Raw genomic sequence first — 20,840 nt, 5'->3', positions numbered from 1 at the left:
TTTTATCACCTTCAACGCGGCAACCATCCCATCGGCATCGACTAACTCCGTGACGCCCAAACTCTTGCTTAATACAGCATTTCCCTTGAGTCCAAGCATCTTGCCTGACAGCTCAACCCCAATGCGCTTCGATTTGACCCTCTCACGAACAAGAGCACCAATAGGCTCCCAAGGCGTGAGCTGGCCTGAAGTGATAAATTTCTCTGGATAGCTTAGGACGCGTGAGTCTGGCAGGTATGAGCTGATTGGGCAACACAACGTGTCCATTTCACGAAGTATGAGCCACGGATCCTCTTCATCTTGGCACACAAGAGCGAGTTGCGGAACATAGTCGGAATAACCTTCGTAACCGGTGAGCCAGTTCATGTTCGATTCAGTCAAGACAAGCAGTGCGTCGATGCCACGCTCAGCCATTAGTTGACGCAGCCGAGCCGTGCGTTCGCGATACTCCTGTTGACTGAATGCGGGCATTATTGAATCCTCCTATGTGCACATGTGGTTGCTCGAGTTTGTTAATTCGCGCCCTGTTCTAGTGCGAACGCGGAAAGCTGTTACCTGCCGGGCGAGATATTTTGCTGCGGCTTAGCCGGGCAGCATCTGTATTCTTAGAAGACCGGCGCTTGCCGCCTGCAATCCGTCGGCACTTCCATACCCCTTTCAGCGCTGATAAACGTCTTGGTTGACCATCACCACCCAAGGCGCATCCGTCAAATATAGATTATGTAATCGGGTCATCTGAAAGCGAGATGGGTGGTGGCTCCTACTATGGAGTGCAGAGGTCGCGCGAACGGCGTGGAACCGTCAGCGGCGACCTCACATAACCCTCCGGATTCCGACGATTTACCGGACAGCATTCGGATCAGAGGCTGGACAGCATCGGACCTGATAGAGCTGTTTGAGCAAGATAGTCCCGGTGGTCCGCTACCATTCGGCGTGTGGACATCAGTCCGCTCCTCGCCAACATCTTCTTGCACTACATCCTTGATCTCTGGGTACGTCAGTGGCGTCGTCGCCATGCACTCGGCCGTGTCGTGATCGTACGCTATGCCGACGAGGCTTCGAGAACGCGCAAGAGGTCCTCGAATTTGGTTTGGCGCTCCATGAGGGGAAGAAGCGGCTAATTGAATTCCATCCATCCGAGCAGGGCCGCGGGATTTCGGGCGTCGCGCGAGGTAACGTCGGTTCATGGAGATTGATGAGGACAAGATCGACGATGCAGTTTTGGCGCTGTTATGGCTGACGCTGCATAATGCAGAGCGTTTTTAGCTTGGCGTCGCTTATGTCGACGATGAGAGGCACACCGAGGCCGATATCGACGGTGAGCTAAAAACGTGTTGGACTAAGCCGCGGGCGCGATTCAGGTTCTATGGGTATTGAATGGTGCGGCTCCGAGGACGGGCGTCGCAGGGACGGTATTGACCTGCGCCGCCGCCGGCGTGCACGGGACGAAAGCAGCGCCGATCTTGAACTCGACAAGGGTAAAGATTGCCATCGCGACCTGGCGGAAGGAACTGGTAGACGCGACAGCAGGCCCGTTATGAGGCCGGCCTCGCCGAACGCCGCTACGCCGCCTGCGACCCCGACAACCGCCTGATTGCCGCGCAACTGGAGAAGAACTGGGAGATCGCGCTACGCCGCGTGCGGGAGTTGGAAGCGCGCAAACCTGCCGAAAGCCCTTCAAAGCCGCGACAGCCCGAAAAGGTCGCCCGTGTCGCATCGCTGACATGGAGACACCTCCAATGTTTACAGACCCTTAAAGAAAGATTGCACAATGACTCAGGTCCGGCCACTGGCCGGAAGAGTTGGTTGTTCAGCGATACTGTCCACGGAGCCAAGGCCAGCGCCATCATCTACAGCATGATGTTGACCTGCCGAGCCTGCGACGTCGAGGCAGTTGGCGTGGTTACGCTATGTCCTCACTGAGTAGCCTGCACCGAAGACGCCGAAATCGACGATCTCCTACCCTTCAACTTCGCCAAAACCGCCACTGCCTGATAAGACCAATGCCCTTTCCAATTCGAAGGCGATCCGTCGAAATCGCTGGCGTCAACGTGCCGGGAAAATAGCGCTTACACATAGTCTGGTAGGCCCAGTATAGCCTCCCAAGGCCCTGGCTGTCGTCGAACCAGTTTCGGCGGCAAGCCTATTTTCAATGCGGATTTGGTGGCTGCTTGCCCGCTTGAGAACAGCGCATTGAACAATGCGAGATGGAGCCTATGGAGAGTAAAGCGCGCTCGTCATCCAGTTCCGAGCGGAGGTGTCATCGCGCACCATTTCGCCTATCTCGCATTCAGATGGCGTAGCGGCAGCAAAATCCACAACGCAACTAACACAATGACTCTCGGTGCGGTGCACTGATAGCTATGTTGCTCCGGCCAGCGGTCCATCTTCGACGGAGCCGCATTTTAGCGGCAAGTCATCTGGAAACGCGATGGCGCCGTTCGTGACTTTATGCTGGTGATTCGAATGCCAAGTGGCCCATAGTTGATGGACCGTGCTTTGAACCGCATTCGTCCCGCCGATGCAAAGTGAAATGCAACAAATGAAAGGTATCCTGCTCGTGCCTGGTAGTGGTATGTCGCGTTCTCCAATCCCAGCATCATCCCCGGTAGGGGTGCGGAAACCTTCTGCAGCTTCGCTCGCCGTCTTCTTCAAATAGCGGGATTAACATGCGCGGCTATTCGGCATTTTCCATCCTTCGCAATGGCCTTACCGGAGGCAAGTATTGGCGGCGCGCTTGGCGCGCCCCCGATATTAAACCGACCTATGATGTTGTCATCGTGGGTGGCGGCGGGCACGGGCTTGCGACCGCATTCTATCTCGCCGAGAACCACGGCATCCGCAATGTCGCCGTGCTGGAGAAGGGATATATCGGCGGCGGCAATGTCGGCCGAAACACCACCGTCATCCGCTCTAACTATCGCCTCGACGGCAACACCCAGTTCTATGAGTTCTCGATGAAGCTATGGGAGGATATGTCGCGGGCGCTTAATTTCAACGTCATGTTCTCGCAGCGCGGCATGCTAATCACGGCCCATTCGGCCGACCAGCTCGATAGCTTCGGCCGCCGCGCCAACATCATGCGGCTGAACGGCATTGACGCCGAGATACTCGACCGTGACGAGGTTCGGCGGCTTGTCCCATACCTCGATTTTTCCGAAACTGCCCGCTTCCCGATCCATGGCGCCATCTTCCAGGGCCGGGCGGGCACGGCGCGCCACGACGCCGTCGCCTGGGGCTATGCGCGCGCCGCTGACGCCTTTGGTGTCGACATCATCCAAGGCTGCGAGGTGACGGGGTTCGTCCGTGACGGCGAGCGCATCATCGGCGTCGAGACGACGCGGGGTCGGATTGGGGCCGGGAAAGTTGGGCTTGCGGTGGCTGGTCACACCTCGGTGCTTGGTCGGATGTTGGGCCTTGAGCTGCCTATCGAGAGCCATGTCTTGCAGGCTCTCGTGACGGAGCCGATCAAGCCCCTAGTCCACCAGATCGTGGCCCACGGCATCGACCATTTCTACGTCAGTCAGTCCGACAAGGGTGGTCTGGTGCTCGGCGGCGGGCTCGACGGCTACAATTCCTATGCCCAACGCGGCAATCTAGGCATGGTGCGCGAAGTCGCGGAGGCGGCAGTCGCACTAATGCCAAGAATTTCCCGCCTGCGGATTCTGCGCCACTGGGGCGGGGTGATGGATATGACGCCGGACGGCAGCCCTATTGTGTGCCCTACGCCGATAGAGGGGCTCTATCTCAATGGCGGCTGGTGCTATGGTGGATTCAAAGCGACGCCGGCCTCGGGATGGTGCTTCGCGCATACCCTCGCCACTGGCGCACCCCATCCGCTTGTCGCCGCCTACAATCTCGACCGCTTCCGTACCGGCTACACCCTCGACGAGGCTGGCGTCGGTCCGTTCGCCTGGCTCCAATAAACGAGAGGTCGTACGACCATGCTACGCATCAAATGTCCCTGTTGCGGTCCGCGCGACCACGACGAGTTCCGCTACGGCGGCGACGCGTTAGTCATCCGTCCTGCTCACGATGATACCAATTTCGAGGCCTGGTACCGTTATGTATTCGTGCGCGAGAATCCGGCCGGACCACATCGCGAATATTGGCAGCACGTATTGGGCTGCCGTCAATGGCTGGTGGTCGAACGCGATACACGCGACCACAAGATCGCCTCGGTCCGGTTCGCGCGGGAGGCGAGCACATGAGGCGACTTGATGAAGGCGGCCGGATCGACCGGTCGCAACGGCTCGAATTCAATTTCGATGGCAAGGCTTTCGCCGGTGCCCGAGGCGATACACTCGCGTCGGCACTGCTGGCGAACGGTGTGGGCCTTATCGGCCGCAGCTTCAAGTATCACCGACCGCGCGGCTTCTATTCGGCGGGGCCGGAGGAGCCGAACGCTCTAGTGACTTTGGGTATGGCTGGCCGGCGCGAGCCGAACCTGCCGGCCACCACGGTAGAGTTGGCCGACGGTCTAGTCGCCCAGAGCCAGAACCGCTGGCCATCGTTGAGGTTCGACATGCAGAGCGTCAACGGGCTGTTCGCGCCATTTTTATCGGCTGGATTTTACTACAAGACCTTCATGGGCCCAACGCGGCGGGCCTGGATGTTCTATGAGCATTTCATACGCAAGGCCGCTGGCTTGGGCCGAGCGGGAGAAGAGCCTGATCCGGACCGCTACGAGGTTCGGCATCTCTTCACCGATGTGGCGGTGATTGGTGCCGGGCCGGCGGGACTTTCGGCCGCGCTGGCGGCAGGCGAGGCGGGCGTTAGGGTGGTTCTCATTGAGCAGGATTTCCTGACGGGGGGTATGCTTTTGTCGGAGCCGGCGGACGGCGAAGCCGGGCGCTGGCTTGCTGATATACTTGCAAGGCTCGCCGACCTGCCGAATGTTTCTGTCATGACGCGCACCAGCGCGTTCGGCACTTATGACGGCAATGTGCTGGGACTTGTTGAGCGGCATGGCTCAGGAAGCGTCGATCCTGCAAAAGGAGCGAATCGCCAGACGCTGGCGCTTTTGCGTGCGAAATCGATCGTTTACGCCACGGGATCGCTCGAGCGGCCGCTTACCTTCGCCAATAACGACCGGCCTGGCATCATGCTGGCCTCCGCGGCGCGAACGTATCTGAACCGGTTTGCCGTACTGGTGGGTGCGAGAGTGATAGTGGCGACCGACAACGACAGCGCCTATGGCGCAGCCTTCGATCTTGCGGCGACCGGGGCAGAAGTGACAATAGCTGACAGCCGCGCCGAACCGACAAATGAGCTTCTGGAACGAGCGCGCCGCCTTGGTATCGCCGTACGTCCGAAATCGATAATTCTCGGTGCCTTGGGGCGTCAAGCCGTGCGCGCGGTTACGCTTTGCGAGCCGGCTAGTATAAATACGCTAGAATGCGACCTGGTCGCGGTTTCCGGCGGCTGGTCCCCGACCGTTCATCTGACCTCCCATCTCGGGGTAAAGCCCGTTTATTGCGAGGACATTCACGCCTTCGTTCCCGGAAAGCTCGACGCGGGGCAATTCGTGGCCGGCGCTGTGAAAGGAGATTTCATCACGGCAGGCGCAATTGAGGGAGGCCGTCGCGCAGGGACCGAGGCATCGTCTGGCTGCTGCGGTGCAGCGAGATTAATCCAGTCGGCCGCAAGGCCCGCTGTTGCCGAGAGCAACGCGGAACCTGGTCATAACCTCTCCGTTGCCTCGCTTCGCCCGGGACCTCGCCATGTCAAGAAAGGTAAGGATGAGAGCCCTGGCATGCGGCCGCAGAAGGTCGAAGGTGCCAAAGGGAAGGCCTTCGTTGACGTGCAAATGGACGTAACTGTGAGTGACATCGCGCTGGCGCATCGCGAGGGGTACGAGTCGGTGGAACACCTTAAGCGCTACACGACGCTCGGCATGGGCACCGACCAGGGCAAGACAAGCAACTTCATTGCGCTTTCGGTGATGGCCGACCTCCGCGGCATAGCGGTTCCGGAAGTTGGCACCACAACTTTCCGGCCGCCCTATACCCCAGTCGCCGTCGGGGTGCTGGCGGGGCGCAGCATCGGTCACCTTTACAAGCCAATCCGGCGCACGCCGATGCATGATTGGCATGTCGCAAACGGCGCGCAGATGCTGGAAACCGGAGCCTGGACGCGGCCCTTGTTCTATTCTGCTTCCGGCCGCGATGTAGAAGAGGCATATGTCGCCGAGATGCGGCTGGTGCGGGAGGCCGCCGGAATGATGGACATCTCCACGTTGGGCAAGATCGACGTCCAGGGGCCGGACGCGGCTGAGTTTCTCGACCGCATTTATGTCAATGGTGCCAAACTGCCGATCGGCCGCTCCCGTTACGGCATTATGTTGCGCGACGATGGCATCGTCTTTGACGACGGTACAACGACCAGGCTCGGCGAGCGGCACTTTTTTATGACGACGTCGACGGCGAAGGTTGCGGACGTGATGTCCCGGCTCGAATTCCTGCTCGATACCGCTTGGTCGGGTCTGCGCGTCTCAGTAAACTCGGTGACCGACGAATGGGCCGCGATGTCGGTTGCCGGTCCGAAGAGCCGCGATATCCTCTCCGCCGCGTTTTCCGATTTAGACGTTTCCAACGAGGCATTGCCCCATATGGGACTGATCGAGGGGAAATATCGCGACAGGCCCCTGCGCATCATGCGTCTCAGCTTTTCTGGCGAGCGGGCTTACGAAATCTACGTTGGCGCGAGCGCTGGTCAGGAGGTGTGGTGCCGGTTGGTCGAAGTCGGCGCGCCGTTCGGTCTTAAGCCCTACGGCCTTGAGGCGCTCGGTACGCTGCGCATTGAAAAGGGCCATATCGCCGGGCCGGAGATCGACGGCAGAACGACGCTCGATGACCTGGGCTTAGGTCGCATGGCCGTCAGACGGAGTGGCTTCGTCGGCGAGGTATTGGCCCGACGCGAAGCCTTTTCCAACCCGAATCGGCCGCGGCTCGTCGGCCTGCAATGTGTCGAGCCGGGCAAGCAGTTGAGGGGAGGTGCTTTTCTGTTCAGGCCTGGCGAGCCGTTGGAGGGCCATGGTCTTGGCGTTATCACTTCGGTGACCTATAGCCCCACGCTCAACGCTTGGATTGGGCTCGGTTTGCTTGCCCGGAATGCCGCGGTAGAGGGCACTGAGATCGTTGCCACTTATCCGACCAAGGGCCAGACTGTGCGGGCCCGGGTAGTCTCGCCCGTATTTCTTGACCCGAAGGGGGAGCGACTGCATGGGTGATGATTCGAACACGGCGAGGCTCAAAATGGCAGCGTATGACTGCGCGATCGTCCAATGCGAGGGGTGGGACGGCGCGATGGCACCATTCGAGGCCGAACTGAATGGGATGCTGGGCGGCCCGCTGCCAACCAAGGTGGGCGAGACATCTCGTCAGGACAACTGGCTCGTCATTCGCATTGCACCGCGGCGGTTCTGGCTGCTTTGCGATGGAACGCCTCCAATTGTCGATGTCGATGCGGAACTTGGTTGCGCGCTCCCGGTCGGCGAGGGCAGGGTGCGGCTGCGGCTCTCCGGCGAGGGTCTCAAACGCCTGCTGGAGCGGTGCGGCCCGATAGATTGGGAGACACTGGGCGAGGGACGGGCGGTCCAGACTGGCTTCCATCGCGTGCCGGTCCTGCTGTTGCGCAGCGGCACACTCGAGTGCGACCTTTTCGTCCCACGCAGCCTCAGCGAGAGCTTGAGGAAGTGGATTGCCGACGCCTCCGCGGACGGTAACTGACTAGTACCTCGAACCGGTCGAAGTGGGCTGCCCATCTACCCGCTGACCTTGCCCCGTTGAAATAATCCATTTTGAAGTAAGCTCTGGCCGATTGAGAGGAGCAGGGAATGAAGCGCAACCGTTTCACAGACGAACAGATCATTGGCATTCTGAAGGAGCACGAGGCGGGCACGCCGGTCTCGGAGCTTTGCCGCAGGCACGGCGTCAGCGACGCCAGCATCTAAGAAGTCGAAGGCCAAATTCGGCGGCATGGACGTGCCCGATGCCAAGCGGCTGATGACGCTGGAGGACGAAACACGATGCAAAAGCGGCTTCTGGTGTAAGCGATGCTCGACAACGCTGCTTTTAAAAGACCTTCAGTTTGGAGGCGGCAGTGTCCGGTCCGGCTTTGAGGAACAAACAAAGTGACGTGGAGTCTTAGTTAGGTCATCACAACAATTTTCGCCGTTGTGCCATTGCATGGTAGTGGTGAGCAGGAAAAGCGATCGCACCACCGCAGTACAGGGTATTCCCTCCAGCCGCACCCGCTTCCAGTCGCTGCACTAGCGTACGAGGATCACCGACGCGGTAGCGCTCACCTGGTCGGCCGCACTCAGGATCAGCCTTGCCAGGATGCTTTGCCCCCGCGATTTCCTCCCCTTGAGGCTTTCTCGACGCCAGCTGCTGTGCCAGAGGACGCACAGCTGCTTGGGCCGGCATCCGAAAACCTAAACAGAGCAGACCTCCGCCTCACCCAAACCTGATATTGAGGGTTCCCCAACTCACGATGGCGTCCTTAAACCCGCAACTAACCTGGCATAGCCTTGCCCCATAGTGTGGGACATCGCGTGGCGACAGATCCGCTCGTGGGGTATGAGCGCGGCGGCGAATGGCGCCGGCGTATCGCGGCCGATCCCGCGCCAACGCTTGCTCGCAAGGGTCCGGCCACCGCCTTGCATGCTGTCATCTCATCGCGAGAAGACACCAATCAGCAAACTGAATTGGACGCCCGCGGCCGCCGGCTGTCTACTGTCGCTCAACGATATGCATCAATTGTAGCCGCTAGGTTTCTCGAGATGAACGCGTCTTTTTCGCTGCGGTTCCCACTAAGACTGCAACACTCCGCGTTCAGGCTGAGCCTCCATTCTTACGCGAAGCTTTGTAGTCAGCGAACGACGAAAACTCCGGTGGGCTTCTTTGATAGTTCGCTCTCACACTGAGGTGTGCACACGCCACCCCGAGCGGATCGACGAGAGTGGTCTCAGCGCTGTCGAGAACGATATGTACTTAATAATCGATTTAACGCGTACGTTCGCAATAGAGCGGCCAGACTGACTCCTATGGCATCAACTATTGGGCAAGCTCAGTTGAGACTGCGCTGGCTGTTTGCGCCAAGCGCTACTGATCGCGTAACGCAAGGAATCCGCCAACTTGGATGCGATTATCCCTTGAGTTCGCAATTTGAGGGGACGTTTCAATCCCGCCGCGCTCTTGGAATTCTTGAGCTTGATGAAGGAATCTCAAGCGAAAGCCCACCGAGCGTTCCGCGTCCGGGTTCCCTGTTGGACCCGGTAACCTTTGATCGCCCAATCATTACGGAAGTCGTACAGGGGGCACTGCCGGACACGGTCATTCGTGGCGAGCCTTCACTTGAAGGCGCCTGTTTGGCGGCCGCTCGTCGCTTGGTCGAACGAGGCGCAGCCGTGATTTCTTCTGATTGTGGATATTTCATGCGGCATCAAGCGGCAGTCGCCGCTGCGGTCGATGTTCCCGTTGTGATGTCCAGCCTGCTCCTGGTGCCGACGTTGCTGCGACTGTTGGCACCTAGTCATAAGATTGCTGTCGTGGCCGCTGACTCAAGACATTTCGGGGAGGATCTGCTTGGATTGCAAAATCCAAGAGATCGAGCGAGAGTGGTCATCGGCGGCGTTGAAGCCGGCGATTTTTTCCGCAATGCGCTGATGCGTCCTCCAATCCCGACAAGAATCGAACAGATCGAAAGTGAAGTCTCCGCCTGCGTCACGCGACTTCGCGCTGAGCACTCTGAAATCGGGATGCTGCTTTTCGAATGCACGGGGTTCCCTCTTATCACGAAGGCACTCCGCCGCCGTACAGGATTACCGACCTATGACATTACGGACCTTTCCCGGCTAACACTTGCATCCGTTATATAGCCAGTTCGAAAAATAAGTTTCCAAATTGAGGTGATCTATGACCACTGAATTTTCGACGACCCTTCCGTTCCCCATCATCGAGTATGAACGCCGACAGCAAAAGGTCTTAGAGGCTATGGAACGAGCCAACCTTGATGCCCTCATGGTAACCGCTCATGGCCACCTTCAACATCTCAGCGGATACGACGGGACCGGTGCATATTTTATGCCGTTCCCATTGATCCTCGTACCGGGGCAAAAGCCGACCTTCGTCGTCCGACAATATGAACTCGGCGGCGTCCGTGCAAACAGCTGCGTGGAGGAAATACTAACCTATCGGGACGAGGAGGGTTTTGCCGCTGTTTGCGCCGATGCTATCCGTCGATTTAGTTTAACTGGCCGCAGAATTGGGCTTGAGCTCGGCTGCTGGAACCTCGCGCCGGCGGACGTTAACGCACTTCAGGCGCATCTGCCCAATGCGAAGTTCGTCGATGCGACTCGTCTAGTGGCAACGGTAGGAGCTGTAAAGACCGAGCTGGAACTCCAAACGATGCGATTCGCGATGAATTTGACTGATGTGGCCATCAAAACGTTCCAACATTCCTTGCGAGAGGGCATTACCGAAGCGGAAGTGCTTGCGAACATTGACCAGGAAGTTGAAAAGGCTGGTGGTGTAATCAAAAAGCCGCAGATAACTTTGCTGTTCGGCGAGCGGACGAAGCTTTCGCACGGCAGGGCGAATCAGCATCCGATCAGTAACAATGAGCCAGCCTTCGTCGAACTTGCTGGACTGAAGAACGGTTATCCCTGTGCACTGGTCCGGAGTGCCGTACTTGGTCGGCATGCCGAAACGGAGGTTCTCCACGACCTCTCGATTGAAGTTCTTGAGGCAGTTATTTCTGCGATTAGGCCTGGTGCGACCGCCGGCGAAGTTGATGTTGCCGGACGAGAGGTGCTCAAGCGAAATGGGCGTCCGGAGTTGCTTAACCACCGGGTCGGCTACCAAACCGGCATCAATTGGGTTGAGCGCGGTAACATCAGCCTTCAACCTGGTGCTAGCGACATCCTTGAGCCAAACATGACCTTGCATATGCCAATCATCTTGCGCGGAGAGAGTGGTTACCAGTTCGGAACCAGCGAGCACGTTGTAGTAACAGAGCAAGGCGCGGAAATACTCAGCCGCACACCTCACACGCTGTACTATGCATAGATCGAGAGGGCGGAGTTCTGCCTGTCAAATGAACGATGCCGAGAGACTTCAGCGTGAGGCAACCAAACAGCGCCGCGACTTTCTTTGAAATCCTAAGCTCGATCAAAGGGTAGACGAGACGGCACTGTTCGTGGCCATTGGTTCTAATGAGCAATCTCACGACGACTGGGGCGTTCTGAAGCGACACATGAGTGAGGAGTTAAGAACTTGCTAGAGGATGCTGCGCGCCGATTACGCGCGAGATTAGCCCAGGCATAGGTATTCATCACGAGCTTGATACAGTTGCGGCCCACGTTACTGGTCGCGGTTTGCCGGGATTTGTCCCCGCGATAGTCGTGAGCGCACCGACGGCCCGTGATCTGCTAGGCTAGCAGCCAGTTGCCGTTCCCGAAGTGCGTCGATAACGACGCTTACAGTAGAGGTTTAAAAGATGTCGGCAGCCACCGGATCAAACAGCGCACTTGAATCGAGCCTCCTGGAGGCTAGGGACCGCTTTATTTCTGAGCACCGCCGAAGCTGCGAACTTCACAACCAAGCCCGTACCGTCATGCCTGGTGGAAACACACGCTCGGTCCTGTATTATCAACCGTTTCCGATTGCGATGGACAAGGGGGAGGGCAGTACGCTCTGGGACATCGATGGCCATGAGTTTGTGAATCTCTGCGGCGAATACACGGCTGGTCTGTTTGGCCATTCGGAAATGCGGATCCACGCTGCAGTTCAGCAAGCTATGACGCGTGGTTTAAGCCTCGCAGCAGTGGGCAGGGCCGAATACGAGCTTGCAAAGCTCATCTGCGCGCGGTTTCCGTCGATAGAACTCGTACGCTTCACCAACAGCGGCACAGAAGCCAATCTAATGGCGCTGACGGCGGCCCGTGTCCACACCGGCCAAGACAAGATCCTCGCATTCCGCGGCGGCTATCATGGCGGTGTGCTATTGTTTACTCCCCAGGGTTCGTCCCCGGTTACTGTTCCGTTCCCATTCCTTTTGGCCGACTACAATGACACGGACTCAGCCACCGCGGTGATAGGGCAGAATCGGGATCGGCTCGCAGCAGTGATTGTCGAACCCATGCTCGGTAGTGGCGGCTGTATCCCAGCGGAGATCAGTTTCCTGAAAGCACTGCGGGAGGCTACGCGGGAGACCGGCGCTCTTCTGATCTTCGATGAGGTCATGACATCGCGCATGTCTGATGGTGGGCTCCAAAAGCGCCTAGGAATTATTCCCGATCTTACGACACTGGGCAAGTACATAGGCGGCGGCATGAGCTTCGGGGCCTTCGGCGGTCGGGCCGACGTGATGTCTCTCTTCGACGGGCGCCTGCCGCACGCGGGTACATTTAATAACAATGTTCTGTCGATGGCCGCGGGTCGCGTCGCGCTGGGTGAAATCTTCACACAAGCTGCAGCGGAGGATTTGTACGAGCGCGGCGAGCGTCTGCGGGCGTCACTGAACGATCGGCTCACGAAGCTCGGCGTGGCGATGCACTTTAGCGGAGTGGGCTCGCTGGCAAACGCACATTACCGCGCCCCCATGAAACTCCGTCCCTACACGCCGACTGCCCGGGAGGATGGTTTGCGCGAACTGTTCTTTCTCGACATGCTGCGAGCTGGTTTCTATCTCGCCCGACGTGGCATGATCGCGCTTAGCCTCCCGGTCCAACAATCGGATCTCGACCGCTTCGTCGATGCGGTGGAGGAATTCGCCATCACCCGACGAGGGGTGCTTGGGTCGGCCGAGGCAGCGATGTGAGTACGGCCTGCCAGACTCCGACCTGAGGAGCCGGCGGCAGAAGCGCGATGGGGGTGCTATGGGCCACACCTTATCAGCGACTGCAGAACACCCGCGTGTGCCAGCCGAGTCAATGCTCAGTTGGAAAACCTGTTGTTGACCTTGGATTCTATCCTGCTGCTGCGACAGATCCGGGAGAGTTGGACGACGCTGCAGTCACTCCCGCATCGTGCTCGGATCCGCAACGCTTGCCCAATTGCTGCAGGTGTACGTGTTAACATGAGCTGGGCGCTCGATCAACACGCCCGCCCAGGTCCTCTGGCGGGGGTGACTGCGGACCTACTGGACTGGTTCAAGGCTGAATCGTGGCGCACTGGTCGTCTTTGGGACATACGGTCTCACCTATTAAGACCCAGCGCTCCCAAAGCTCTTGCTTGTCAAGCGCATCGAAGAATTGACCCTCCCTATTGCCTCACCCGGGAATGTTTTCTGCGCTGAGATGGCCCTTATCTTCTCCCGCCGCGGCTAGATAGTCGACCGTGAACAATCTTGACCGCTAAGCGCCAAGCTGCTTCGGCCGGTTCAGGAACGCGGCGATCAAGAGCCACAAAAATTGCTTCAGTCACCTGAGCAGGAGGGAGAAGTTATAGCCGGCTGCGGCCAGGATGGCGTTGATCGCATCGCCTTGGGTGTGAGCGAGGTAATTGCGGCCCATTCTGTGTTCGTTCTTGATGTGGCCGCTCACCGGCTCGACGGCCGATCGCCGCGGCATCTGGCGCTTGATGGCCGGTGTCACGCGGCGCTTCTGACCAGCGGTGAAGACCCTGAACTTACGGCTTTGCGGCGCGTTGTGGCCGCGATAGCCGGCGTCGGCGAGAACGCGGCTGATCTCGCTGCCGATGGTCTTTTCCATGTCAGGGATGATCGCTGCGAGCGTGTGGCCGTCATAGGGATTGCCGGGCAGCGCTTTTGCATGCAGGCCGAACTGGCCACCCTTTGAGCGCTTCAGCGTGGTGGCCACCGACACCTTCACCCCGAACTCGTAGGGCGCATGCGCCTTGCCCTTGCCGATGCATTCCACCTCGTGCGCATGCAGGCTGTAGATTTTGCGGCCGCGCTGGCGCTGACGCTGCTCGAGAACGGTGGAGGCCTGGTAGAGCGGCCACTTGAAGATCGCGTCCAGCTCCGCGTCGCTGGCGATCTGACGGGAGATGTCGCGGTGCGCCCCAGATACGTCCTGAGCCTGCGCAGGGCCTTGTTGGCCCGCTTGAATTGCTTGGCGTGGGCGTAGCGCTGGTGCTTGATCAGCGCCAGCTTGCCGACCCGTGTCAATGCCGCTCGAATTTTCCCCAAAAGTGCCGAAGTAAAATTCCCCAGTTTCGCCGCTCAGACTGTCGCGGAGGGGTGTCCATTTTTCGGTGGCCGGCCGCGCGGCCGCGATGGTGGATTTAATGTCGGCGGCGTGATGGAGGCTTTCGATCGCAAGTGTTCGGGCATGAGCTCGGCGTGCTGGCGGAGCCGATAACTCGATCCTTCGATCTGGACGACGACCGCATGGTGAAGCAGGCGATCGAGAAGTGCGGTTGCGACGACAGGATCGCCGAAGACCTCGCCCCATTCGGCGAAGCCGCGATTTGAGGTGAGAATCATTGCGCCCTTCTCGTAGCGGGCGTTGACGAGTTGGAAGAACAGATTGCCGCCACCGTGGATGACGGGCAGGTAGCCGATCTCATCGACAACGAGCAGAGCAGGCCGGCAGAAGAAGCGGATGCGTTCCTGCAGGCGGCCTTCGCGTTCGGCCCTTGCCAGTGCGGCGATGAGTTCGGCGAGCGTGCAGAAATAGACGCTCTTTCCAGCCTTCACAGCCTCGACGGCAAGTGCGATGGCCAGATGGCTCTTGCCTGTGCCGGGTGGGCCGAGGAAGTGGACGACCTCGCAGCGGGCGACGAAGCCGAGTTGGGCGAGCGTGAAGATTCGATCTCGGTCGAGCGAGGGCTGGAAAGAGAAGTCGAAGCCGGCGAGCGTCTTGATCGTGGCCAGACGCCCCATGCGCAGTGCCGTCTTGATCCGGCTGTTCTCGCGGAGGGTCAACTCTTCCGAAAGGAGGATGTCCATGGCTTCGAGGGCGGCGATCTCGCCTTGCTCGAGCCGGCGCACGATATGATCGAGCGCTTCGAGCGCTCGTGGCATCTTCAGGCCGACGAGATCGTGGCGGATCCGGTCGATGGTGGATGGCGTGGTATCGAGCGCATTCGTCATGGACGCTGCTCCTTCGCCATCACCCGGGCGACGGCATCGTAGAAGGCCAACGGGCGCTGAGCGACCCTGTCGCCTGAGCCATGAAGAATGACCTCGTCGTTCCTCAGTCTTTGTCGGCGCTTGTGGACGTGGATGTTGCGATGACCCGGCTCGACATGACGCTGGTGCCGGCCTTCGAGAATAGGATGGGTGGCAATCAGTGCGCCGTCCTCGAAGATGCGCAACTCTTCGGCCAGCGTGTGTACCTCGACGACACGGCGCCTGGTGGCGTCGGGCACGCTGTAGAAATTGCCGCCGACGCTGACCATGCCCTCCCGGCTGATACGTCGCTCGAGCTTTAGGACCGATCGGAACGGAGCCAAAGGCAGCGGCCGCAGCGCGGCCCGCTCCTCGGCGAAAGCTTCGTTGACGACACGCCTTGTGGTGGCGTGAACGCTCGGGTTTGCGACCGTGTCCAGCCAATGACGCAACTGGGCGTTCAGGTCTTCGAGATTGCGAAAGGACCGGGCCAGGAAGAAGTCCTCGCGAATGTAGCGGAACGGTCGCTCGACCTTGCCTTTTGTTTTGGCGCGGTAAGGCCGGCAGGCCTTGGGATGGAAACCATAGTGGCGGGCAAGATCGACGAGGACTCGGTTGTAGACGATGCCGCCGGTATCGCCTTCGCCGATCACAGCCGTCTTCATACGGTCGTAAAGCACTTCGCGAGGAGCGCCGCCCAACGCCTCGAAAGCCCCGGCATGGCAGCGCAAGACAGTCGGCAGATCCTGGTGGACGACGAAGCGTGCCCAGATAAGGCGACTGAAGCCAAGCACCATGGAGAATAGCCAGACGATTCTCGGCGTGGTCGGCTCATCGGCAAAGACGACATTGAACTGGGCGAAGTCGACCTGCGCCTGCTCGCCGGGCGGGGTCTCGAAGCGAACCTCGTATCCACGCTCCGCCGCGGCAGGACGGACGTCGCGCAGGAAGTCGGTAACGGCCGTGTAGCCGCCGCCATAGCCGAGGTCCTTCAGTTCGCGGAAAAGCCGGCTGCCGGTGAGCCCAGGATATCGCGTGACACGTTCGCGAAGATAGGCCGTGAAGGGATCGATTACCGCCTGACGCGGCTTGCGTGGTCCGTAGGCCGGAGCCTCGAGCCCGCGCGCTATGTATTTGCGCACCGTCTTGCGGTCGATCCCGCTCTCCCTGGCGATCGCCGACACCGACAGGCCCTGCCGATGCAAATCCAGTATCATCATCATCTCCCCGATCTTGATCACCGAAATCCCTCTCCCGACCATCAGGAGAAGCATCAACGATCACGCGCCGCCGGTCTCCCGGAGCGCGCTCCGGAAGACCGGCGGCAGCGCTAAAACTGGGGAAGATTCAAACGGCACTTCTGGGGAGTATTGAGCCGGCATCGACAACCCGCACATAGGTCTGGCGCAGGTCGAGCCGCGTCTTCTTCGCCAGCCGCACCAGCCGCTCGCGGGCGCGATGGATGAGCTTGGCGTCGGTCGGGAACATCACGTTCTTCGGCTGCACGGTCGTGTCCACGATCACTTGGCGCGTGTCGGTCGGCTTCATCGCCCCGGTCTTGACTGCAATGCTGAGGCTTTCCTGCAAGAGCGCGACGATCCGCTCCTCGCCCATGCGGCTGCGCCAGCGCGTCATCGACGAGCGGTCGAACGGCAGGTCGTGGCGGAAGAACTCCTCGCCGCACAGATACTGGAAGTAGGGGTTTTCCACCCAGCGCTCGCACAGCACCTCGTCCGACAGGTTGAAGGTGTGCTTGAGGATCGCCAGCCCCGCCATCAGCCGGGTTGGCAGCGGCGCCATGCCGGGACCGTCCGAATAGACCGCACCGAAGCGCGCCTCCAGCACCGGCCAGTCGATCGCCTGCGCCAGGCGCACCAGCTCGTGCTTCATGTTGATGATCTGATCGAGCCTGGAGCGGAAAAGATCCTGCTCTCCCGTCTCGCGCTTCTCGCGTGGCCTGCCCATCGCCTGGCTCCGATTCACTGCGATGAAAGCAGTGAATCACGCTTCGCCAGGCGGCGAAATCGCAAACTGGAATTGCAAGAAAACTATCCACAAACTGGCCGTTACCTGCAATTCGGAAGCCTGAAAAGTAGACTATTCCTATGCGATATCAGCGGCTTCCGTATTCTTCACGGCCGACTAGATAAGCGCGCGCGCTTCATCCAGTCTTCATCGAGTATCTGCCCGGCTATTTCGATACGCCAAGCCTAACGGCCATTGGCACCGTTCACAGGCCGAAGAGTCCTGCGTTCGCGCCAGCAACGGTGTCAGCATCTTCGCAGAATTCGATGACGGCGTTGATGGGCGGATTGACCTCGTCGTGGGCTTGGCGGGCTAGGCGCGTCAATTCCAAAGGCGTCACGGCGCCGGCGTTCACAAGCGAAGCCAAACCGGTGGCGTCGTATTTTACATGTCCACTTAGCCACACGGATTCTATCTTCCATTTGGATTTTGCTGCTGCTGATTTCCGGTTGCGCGAAAAAGCCATAGCATGAAAATGGCCGCCATCCCGAGCATAAAGCTGGCATCTCGGCGTCTCGCGGTCGAGACCTCAGCGACGATTCGCGATCATTAGACCTCCACGTCTTAACCGGCGCGATGACCAATTTCGGATGATAGCTTAGCTCCTCCGCCATCGCCATTCGGAAGCATGACCCCGCCTTTTTTCGTTTGGCTCTATGAAACTGCCCCCCCCGCGGCAGATAGCCTACGCATTGCGACAGCGCGTGGGGGACTCGAAACACCTAGTGGATGTCTCGCAGAATTTGAAATTCAATCTCTGTATCGGCGGCATTTTGGACCTAGATGGCGCCGTGACCTGCCTCAGGATAAGTTTTGGCGGGCTGCCACCGCGCGATCCGGCGTTGTCCTAAATCGACATGGGCTTCACTTTTGCTGCGGTCGCAGAATATCTGAAGTGACCTGACTCTGCAACGGAAGCCCCCGTGTCTAGTCCCGATTGTTGCGAGCGGACAAGAGAACCGGGCCCACCCCAAGGCAGAACGCTGACACTTCCACTTGCGGCCGTGACTAGGCCGATACTGACCTCCCACTATTTCTTTCTTCTGAAAGTCCAAGCGAGCGAGAGCATCGTCGTTAGCCAATACACGGACTCTAAATTGGCAGCGGCTGAGTCAGGACATAAGGAGGGCCGTTCAATGCCTCGAGGTCGTCGTCTGTCGAAGGCTCCGGTGCGATGCTAGCCAAATAGCTTTATGAAGATCGCTACTGTTAGCTCGGCGACAGAAGACAGGATCTAGGAATGCCAAATCAATGCAGACCGTACATAGCGCCCGGACCATGCGCTCCAACAGCTGCGACTGTTGTTTGCCTCCTTCGCCTACGAGCTGATCTACGCCTTGCGCCGCATCGGCCATCGGCCTGACGCGCACGCGCCTCGCCAATGCGACCTCCGGCAATATCCGGCTGAAGCTCCTGAAGATTGCACCCGGGTCCGCGTGTCGGTGCGCCTATCAAGATCACCATGGCGTAGGCAGGCCTGTCTCTACGCCGACGAGTTCGCCCTGGCCCCAGGCCCGAATATGCCTTGCGGTCCGATGATGCCGCCGGCCTGACCGCCTTCCCGCCAAGGAGCATCACTGCGACCAGGTTCGGACCCCTCAGCCGTGATCGGAAAGGTGCCCGCTACTCGGAGGATAACGCGCCGATACTCAGAAAAGGTGGTTACGGCGGAACTGCAGGTGCAATGGAACCAGGCACTCATCCGTGTCGGAGAGAACGAGAGCAACATCGCCGCGCATATTGCCGCGAATCCGAGGCATCACCGGGCTAGCAAGGGGCACCACAGCGCGGAGCCCACACATTCTCCAGGCGTTTGATCGACGCCAGCGATGAACGCCAGCCTAAAGAAGGGGTGCACCTTCATTTAAGATGTCGACCATAACGGATCGCTTCAAGAGCGTTCAACCATCTAGGTTCTAGATAACTAGGATATTGATAACATTCTTGCCACCTGTTGGCCGACCGAACAAAATGTGAGCGCAACGGTATCCAGAGATCTTTGAACGTGGTCTTCAAATCCAAGTCTCAGATGCGGAACGGAGCCCTTGCCACGGCTAATTTCACACAAAGGGAGGACTTGATGAACAAGCTGACGACGATCATAGCGGCTGCCGCATCGCTCGCAATTGCGTTCGTGTCTTCGTCGATCACGGCCAATGCCGGCGACGTACTCGACAACGTGCTCGCCACAAAGACGCTAAGAGTGGCAGCCGGGACGGACTGGGGGACGATTTCATTCTTAAACGACAAACATGAGCTCGATGGTTCTGATGTGGACCTCGCCAAAGCCATCGCGGAAAAACTTGGCGTGAAAGTCGAATTCGTGACACCGGGCTGGGATATCATTACCTCAGGCAAATGGCAGGGTCGCTGGGATATGGCCATGGGCGAGATGGTACCCACCAAGGCCCGCGCCGAAAAGCTGGACTTCCATGTGTACGCCTACTCGCCGGCGGTCGCCATCGTTCACAAGGATAGCAAGGCGGCCAAGCTTTCCGATCTCGATGGCAAGGTGATCGGCGTCTCAACAAACTCAGTGCAGGAGTCTTATGCCAATCACACCTTAATAGCTGACTGGGTAGGCGCTCAGCCAATAGAATTTCAATTCACGCCGGGCAACGTGAAGATTTATGGAACGGTCAATATCGCTCTTGACGACCTTCGGCTTGGGGACGGTGTTCGTCTCGGTGCGGTCCTCGGTGACCAAGAGGACGTAGCCGGCGCACTCAAAGCCGGCTATCCAGTGAAAGAGCTCGCTGAGTCCCTATTCTTCTCGCCTGGAGCTATGTCAGTTCTGCGCGGCGACAAGGAGTTCAGCGACAAGATTGCGGAGGCCCTCCAGAGCGTGAGGGATGACGGCACGCTCTCCAAGATATTGATCAAGTGGTACGGCATGGATCGCTCCGTGAAACAGTAAATGTCGTAAGCTGTAGCGGCCGGGAGGCGTGTACCGGTCGCTCTTTTTTGGGTCAATGCTCCATAAGGACATAGTTGGATCCGGGGTGCTCGTCCAAAGCTGGTGTTGATCGCTTCGCGATTGGGTACTCGCAGTTTTTCTTTGGGTTAATCTCACGGTACGACGATGGGCGAGCTTGCGCGGCTGGTTAATCGGCGAGCCGCTGGAGAGCGGTGTCTCCGGGCCCTTCGTGATTGCGTTTGTGATCGCGGTCTTGTTCTGCCGCTCGTCCTCGGTAGCCGTCGCCTCGAGATCTTCCAGTTGCAGTTCCATCTGCTCGAGCGCTCGAGCAGCCGCGCCTTGCGCTCCGAACGGCTGCCATAAAGCTCACGCCGAAGCTTCTCGATCTCCAGCTTGAGATGGGGGATCAGCGCTTCCGTGCTGGAGTTCACCGCCTGCGCGCGAGCAGCAACTGCCTCTGCCTCGACGCGGGCGGCGCGCTCGGCGAGGATCATCGCGTGGCGCTCGCAAGGTCTGAAGGAAGGGCGGCGGACTTCAAACTCACAAGGCGAGAGAATCATATTCGCCAGCGATTTCAAAGGCCAAAAATGTTATCCGACGCTCGTCGGACGCCAGGTTTCCTGCGGATTTCGCCAGTCGATTCCGAACAGCAGATAACCGAGCTGAGCCGGAGTGATCGTCACCGTTCCATCCGCGATCGACGGCCATAGGAAGCGCCCGCGTTCCAGCCGCTTGTACCTCACTTGGGAATGCAGACTCTACGAACGCAGTTACGCAATTAGTGCGGATCACGCATCCGTTTCATCCTCTGTTCTCG

At 59.0% G+C, this 20,840-nt stretch carries 13 protein-coding genes and 7 pseudogenes; 12 read left to right on the top strand and 8 right to left on the bottom strand.

The window, feature by feature from the left end; genetic code table 11:
* Positions 1-471: aminopeptidase P family N-terminal domain-containing protein (locus NKI63_RS29485; RefSeq protein WP_352824049.1), on the bottom strand; the 471-nt coding region annotated here is incomplete at its 3' end.
* 714 nt (positions 472-1,185) lie between these two features.
* Between NKI63_RS29485 and NKI63_RS30810 the strand changes: the two are divergent.
* From NKI63_RS30810 to NKI63_RS29430, 11 genes and pseudogenes are all read left to right on the top strand, one after another.
* A pseudogene (locus NKI63_RS30810) lies at positions 1,186-1,251 on the top strand (DUF6429 family protein); the annotation flags it as partial.
* A 273-nt stretch (positions 1,252-1,524) separates the two neighbouring features.
* Positions 1,525-1,680: pseudogene (locus NKI63_RS29475) on the top strand (recombinase family protein); the annotation flags it as partial.
* A 105-nt stretch (positions 1,681-1,785) separates the two neighbouring features.
* A pseudogene (locus tag NKI63_RS29470) lies at positions 1,786-1,995 on the top strand (transposase domain-containing protein); the annotation flags it as partial.
* 674 nt (positions 1,996-2,669) lie between these two features.
* Complete coding sequence (locus NKI63_RS29465; protein ID WP_352824048.1) at positions 2,670-3,926, top strand: sarcosine oxidase subunit beta family protein; 1,257 nt, start codon at positions 2,670-2,672, stop codon at positions 3,924-3,926.
* 18 nt (positions 3,927-3,944) lie between these two features.
* Positions 3,945-4,211, top strand: coding sequence for a sarcosine oxidase subunit delta (locus tag NKI63_RS29460; protein ID WP_352824047.1), 267 nt, complete (start codon positions 3,945-3,947; stop codon positions 4,209-4,211).
* Positions 4,208-7,231 carry a sarcosine oxidase subunit alpha family protein gene (locus tag NKI63_RS29455; RefSeq protein WP_352824046.1) on the top strand — a complete coding sequence of 1,008 codons (3,024 nt, stop codon included), beginning with the start codon at positions 4,208-4,210 and terminating at the stop codon, positions 7,229-7,231. The genes NKI63_RS29460 and NKI63_RS29455 overlap by 4 nt, the downstream gene beginning before the upstream one ends.
* Entirely contained in the window at positions 7,224-7,730 is a 507-nt protein-coding gene (locus NKI63_RS29450) for a sarcosine oxidase subunit gamma (protein ID WP_352824045.1), read from the top strand. The genes NKI63_RS29455 and NKI63_RS29450 overlap by 8 nt, the downstream gene beginning before the upstream one ends.
* 107 nt (positions 7,731-7,837) lie before the next feature.
* Positions 7,838-8,050: pseudogene (locus NKI63_RS29445) on the top strand (transposase); the annotation flags it as partial.
* Between the two features lie 1,107 nt (positions 8,051-9,157).
* Entirely contained in the window at positions 9,158-9,883 is a 726-nt protein-coding gene (locus tag NKI63_RS29440) for an aspartate/glutamate racemase family protein (RefSeq protein WP_352824044.1), read from the top strand.
* 37 nt (positions 9,884-9,920) lie between these two features.
* Entirely contained in the window at positions 9,921-11,072 is a 1,152-nt protein-coding gene (locus NKI63_RS29435; protein WP_352824043.1) for a M24 family metallopeptidase, read from the top strand.
* Between the two features lie 430 nt (positions 11,073-11,502).
* Positions 11,503-12,825 carry an aspartate aminotransferase family protein gene (locus NKI63_RS29430; RefSeq protein WP_352824042.1) on the top strand — a complete coding sequence of 441 codons (1,323 nt, stop codon included), beginning with the start codon at positions 11,503-11,505 and terminating at the stop codon, positions 12,823-12,825.
* Positions 12,826-13,429: 604 nt separating this feature from the next.
* Here NKI63_RS29430 and NKI63_RS29425 read toward each other — a convergent pair.
* The 5 genes and pseudogenes from NKI63_RS29425 to NKI63_RS29405 form a co-directional block, all read right to left on the bottom strand.
* Positions 13,430-14,136: pseudogene (locus NKI63_RS29425) on the bottom strand (transposase family protein); the annotation flags it as partial.
* A gap of 54 nt (positions 14,137-14,190) precedes the next feature.
* The gene (istB, locus tag NKI63_RS29420; protein ID WP_352824041.1) at positions 14,191-15,063 is read right to left on the bottom strand and encodes an IS21-like element helper ATPase IstB; all 873 of its coding nucleotides are present in this window, start codon (positions 15,061-15,063) and stop codon (positions 14,191-14,193) included.
* Positions 15,060-16,322 (bottom strand): IS21 family transposase, encoded by a 1,263-nt coding sequence (istA, locus tag NKI63_RS29415; RefSeq protein ID WP_352824040.1) that lies wholly within the window; start codon positions 16,320-16,322, stop codon positions 15,060-15,062. The genes istB and istA overlap by 4 nt, the downstream gene beginning before the upstream one ends.
* A 145-nt stretch (positions 16,323-16,467) precedes the next feature.
* A pseudogene (locus NKI63_RS29410) lies at positions 16,468-17,046 on the bottom strand (transposase); the annotation flags it as partial.
* A 265-nt stretch (positions 17,047-17,311) separates the two neighbouring features.
* Positions 17,312-17,572: a hypothetical protein gene (locus NKI63_RS29405; protein WP_352824039.1), complete on the bottom strand. Its 261-nt coding sequence runs from the start codon at positions 17,570-17,572 to the stop codon at positions 17,312-17,314.
* 1,614 nt (positions 17,573-19,186) lie between these two features.
* Here NKI63_RS29405 and NKI63_RS29395 point away from each other — a divergent pair.
* Positions 19,187-20,023, top strand: a complete 837-nt coding sequence (locus NKI63_RS29395) for a transporter substrate-binding domain-containing protein (RefSeq protein WP_352824038.1) — start codon at positions 19,187-19,189, stop codon at positions 20,021-20,023.
* A gap of 260 nt (positions 20,024-20,283) precedes the next feature.
* Here NKI63_RS29395 and NKI63_RS29390 read toward each other — a convergent pair.
* Positions 20,284-20,567: pseudogene (locus NKI63_RS29390) on the bottom strand (transposase domain-containing protein); the annotation flags it as partial.
* A 46-nt stretch (positions 20,568-20,613) separates the two neighbouring features.
* A complete protein-coding gene (gene tnpB, locus NKI63_RS29385) occupies positions 20,614-20,766 on the bottom strand; it encodes an IS66 family insertion sequence element accessory protein TnpB (protein WP_352824037.1) in 153 nt (50 codons plus the stop codon).
* Positions 20,767-20,840: the final 74 nt, after the last annotated feature.

The sequence above is a fragment of the Mesorhizobium sp. M0410 genome (genome assembly GCF_040321435.1).
GTDB lineage: Bacteria > Pseudomonadota > Alphaproteobacteria > Rhizobiales > Rhizobiaceae > Mesorhizobium.
Note: the sequence above shows the minus strand (reverse complement) of the source record. Positions and strands in the feature narration are given on the sequence as shown.